This is a genomic window from Ferruginibacter sp. (assembly GCF_014377975.1).
GTDB lineage: Bacteria > Bacteroidota > Bacteroidia > Chitinophagales > Chitinophagaceae > Ferruginibacter.
This window is the reverse complement of record NZ_JACMOO010000431.1, coordinates 1-4,489: the sequence shown is the minus strand read 5'-3', so window position 1 is coordinate 4,489 and position 4,489 is coordinate 1. Positions and strand designations below refer to the sequence as shown.

The window sequence follows — 4,489 nt, the reverse complement described above, 5'->3', positions numbered from 1 at the left end:
TAAAAAGGTGAACCCTTTGCTGCGTTAAAAATCACTGGTGGCAATGTTTGGAACTGAGCAGCACTGTCAAGAGTAAATGGACGCACTGAATTAAAGTTTGGTTCTACGGCCGCCATAAACCCTGGCGGCGTGGGATACCAGTAGCCATCTCCTTTTGCCGGTGTGTACCGCGATAAGTTGCTTATTTGATTGTAATGATCTGCCTTTGCATACGCCAGTATCTGCTTACTGATGACGAGCGCATAATTTTTTGACTGTTTAATCACCTCGTCTTCAAAACCAATTTTCCGGCAGGAATCCAACAAGCTTTCTTCATAGTCGTTGAGCAAACTTCCTGATGGCTGCATTTTTTTTGCTGTCTCAATCATTGCCAGCAGGCTTGCCAACTGATAAGAGTATACGCCAATTGAATCCGGTTTTTTAATGGCTGGATAAGCATTTAAAATCCCGTGCATGGAGGAAAACTTTTTTTTATTTTGCGATACTATTTCGTAGCCTGCCAAACAGCTATAAGAAAAAAATCGTGCAGCCAATGGTGGATTGGTAATATCGTTTACCATTATTTCAGTCATTTTTGAAATCACATGGCTGATATCCCTGCTGGTTAATTCGGGTAATTTTTTGTGTTGTTTACAGGAACCGATGAGCAATACCATTAACAATAATATCCCGGGAATTTGTATTGCTTTAACCCTGGGACTATTATTTTTTATCATTGCAAAAAATATTTTACTGCTCATTTTTTAAAAAATATTGTTGATAATAAAACAGAGATCGTTATAATCTATTTTTTAAGCTGGTAGGCTTTCATAGCGGCCTGGTTCATTCCAAATAATAATCTGTTGTTAATATTCAATACACTCCGTACATCTCCCAATAAATGAAAGCCCGACTGCGCCTGGGTTACATAGTTAAAATTTCCCTTACCATCCCCTTTTAACAATACCCCATAATTGGCATCATATTTTCCAAAACGCAGGCGGGCCTGGTTGATATTACCGCAAAGCAGTAAATCTGTTTTTCCATCTTTGTCATAGTCTAAAGCTGTAATGGTAAATACCGGCGAAAACTGAGCCTGCATTGGCAACACTTTTTCATGAAACTTTCCATCGGTGCCGCTTTCAAAATAAGTGGTAGCAAGATGGTTTACCTGCAGGTGTTTTACATCTTTCATTTCTTCGGCAGAAAATATTTCTTTGATGCCTGCATCTGCATAACTTTTATAGTCAACAAACTTTGTCCGCATGGTGCTCATCTGCTCCAGCAACTCATCACGGGTTACATAAGGATAGGTTTTATGTTTCATGTAAAAGCAGAGAATGGGGTCTACTGACCCGTTATTGTCAAAGTCTTTGTAATACATTTCTGCTGGCTCAGCATCGCTTACTTTACATTGCGTATTAAGGCCAAGGTTACCGATTACTACATCCAGTTTACCATCGCCGTTTAAATCTTCCAGCAAAATTTTGTTCCACCAGCCACTATATTCTTTGCCAAAATAGGTGGTTGTTTTATTTTCAAATTTACCGTTTGTATTTATAAAAACGGTCACGGGCATCCATTCGCCTACCACAATTAAATCCGGTTTTTTATCATTGTTTAAGTCTGTCCATACAGCGTCGGTAACCATACCTGCCTTTTGTAACTGCGGAGCCATTGACGCAATCTGATTGGTGAATTTTCCCTTGCCGTCATTGATGAGTAAATAACTTTCCGGCGTTTCAGGATATCGTCCCGGAATATTTCTTCCACCCACAAATAAATCAACAAAGCCATCTCCATTTATGTCGGCTGCACGTACACAGCTTTTACTTACTTTCATTTCCGGCAGCGCATTAATTACTTTTGTAAAGTTGCCTTTACCATCATTGATGTATAACCTGTCCTGCAACAAAACATCTCCGGGTATATAGTTGTGATAGCCACCGCTTGCCACGTATAAATCTTTAAAGCCATCATTATTGACGTCTGTAAAAACAGCATCTGCATCTTCGCACAGTTTGTCTTCAATGAAGGCTGGCGTTGGCTTTTGAATAAACTGTCCGTTTTTTTGCTGAAGGTACAAGGCGCCAGGCTCACCGCTTCCTGCACCGGCGTAAATGTCTTCCAGTCCGTCACCATTCACATCACCCTTTACCAGGCATGGGCCGGAAAAAGAAAGCGGATTCACCAATAAAGGCTGCCGTTTAAAATCATTGATATTACTTACTGCATTGGCATACTTAACAGGCGAAGCAATTTCTTCAAATATTTTTTTTGCCGGAATTGGCTGTACAAACCTTCCTGTGGCATCGTTTTCATTCAGCGTAATTTGCTGATTGACTTTTATATTTTTAATCAACTGTTCTTTGCCTGTTTGCCAGATTACTTTTAAAGAATCAATCATTGTTTCTTTTCCTAAACCAAAATGCAATATGGCCGACACAGTTGATTGAAACCCTCTTGCAGGCATTTGTTCCAGGTATTGGTGTTGTCCCTTTGTATACACAGAAATTTTTGCTCCAATACCATCGCTGTTCTTTTGGGCTCCTTTTAATTTAACCTGCAGGTAATTATTTTTAAGCTTGCTGGCAGCCTCATTGCGATAAATAAAAGCAGGCTGATTAATATTATTCACTATCAAATCAAGATCCCCGTCATTATCCAGATCTGCATATGCGGCGCCATTGCTGCTGGAAGGTACGGTTAATCCCCACTTTGCACCAACATCACTAAATGTTAAATTGCCCTTGTTTTGAAACGTATAATTCACCACGTTTGAAGATGACATTTTCTTAATAATATCTAATACCTCTTCTTTTTGTAAACGTCCCTTTTTTTGAATAAAATCAAATTTATATTTCAAAAAATCCATGTCGGTAAAATCTCTCAGGTATCCATTGCTCACATATAAATCCTTCCAGCCATCATTGTCAAGGTCTGCAAACAAGGGCGACCAACTCCAGTCTGTATTGGAGATGCCGGATAACTGACCTATCTCACTAAATGTGCCATCGCCATTATTTAACTGAAGCATATTGCGCATATACTGGTGATGAAAACCCCTGCGTAATCCCAGATCAAATTTTTCATAATTATCGGGAGAAAATAATAATTTTTGACGGTGGTTATCTTCCGGCAACATGTCGAGTGTAAAAATATCAGGAAGGCCGTCATTGTTAATATCGGAAACATTATTGCCCATTGAAAAAAGACTGATATGCCCCATGGCGGATCCAAGCTTGTCAGTGAAAGTGCCATTTTTATTATTGATGTAGAGATAATCCGGTACACCATAATCGTTGGAAATATAAATATCCGGCCATCCATCCATATTAATATCAGCTATGCCTGCGCCCAACCCATAAGAGAGCGAAGAACTGCTCAATCCTGATTGTGGCGTGATGTCCACAAAATGATTGTTGTCATTTCTAAACAACTTTACACCCGTATTATTATTTCTTTTGGCAAGTAGGGCAGTTGTACTGGCTTCGTCTAGTAGCGGAAGGTTGTCAGGATTATGACTTAACAAAAACATATCCAGATCACCGTCTCGGTCAAAATCAAAAAAATAAGCCTGGGTGCTGTATCCTGTATCTGCCAGGTTATATTCTTTGGCTTGTTCAGCAAATTTTGGTTTTCCTGTGGCATCATTTCCCAGGTTAATAAATAGTTGATTTGCTCTTTTTTCCGCGGGCATTTTGCCAGAATAACAAACGTAAATATCCGTTTTGCCATCTCCATTTACGTCCACCATTGTTACACCGGTTTTCCATGGGCCAGGCCTTGACTGCACGTTGGCAGCAACAGTAATATCCTGAAACTGCATACCACCTTTGTTAAGGTATAATTTATTATCACCCAAATTACTTGAAAAATAGAGATCCTGCAGGCCATCGTTATTAACATCTCCTACAGCTACACCACCTCCGTTATAAAAATATTCGTACAGCAATACGTTTGTATTTAATCCTTCTGTAAGCGGATTGTTGAAATCAACATGTGTACTGGCCGGAGGTAATAACGTAAAAAGGTGCGATGTGTCTGCCGCTGAAGTATCTGTTTTATTTTCAGTGGTATTTTCATTATTATGACATGCATTGAACATCAAAGAGAGAGAGACAATGACACAGTTTCTAAAAATAGATGCGTTCAATTAGATTAGTATTTAAATTAAAAAAATCAGGAAAAACATAGAGTCAAAAGTAGTTTTAATTTAGCAGTATGGAATGATAAAGAATTTTTAAATTGAACCCTTACAAAAATTTATTGCTTAAAAAAAACAATCTGATTTTTAATTGAACAACATACATTTTTTTACACCTTACTATAAACCGGAGTGTGTTATCACCTTAACTATCTGGTAAAAAAAATTAAGATTTGTCTCTAATCGCCGTACAAAAAAACTGCGCCGGTTATTTGCCGACGCAGTTAAAATTTAAGGCATTAATTAAAACTAATTATAGCCAGGGTTCTGAATAAGCTTACTGTTCTTGTTCATTTCATCCAG

1 protein-coding gene and 1 pseudogene are annotated in these 4,489 nt (G+C 38.5%); both read right to left on the bottom strand.

Going from position 1 to position 4,489, the window contains the following annotated elements; all coding sequences use genetic code 11:
- Positions 1-740, bottom strand: a pseudogene (locus H7254_RS20835) (hypothetical protein); the annotation flags it as partial.
- A gap of 44 nt (positions 741-784) precedes the next feature.
- Positions 785-4,135: a VCBS repeat-containing protein gene (locus H7254_RS20830; protein WP_301934809.1), complete on the bottom strand. Its 3,351-nt coding sequence runs from the start codon at positions 4,133-4,135 to the stop codon at positions 785-787.
- Positions 4,136-4,489 lie beyond the last annotated feature (354 nt).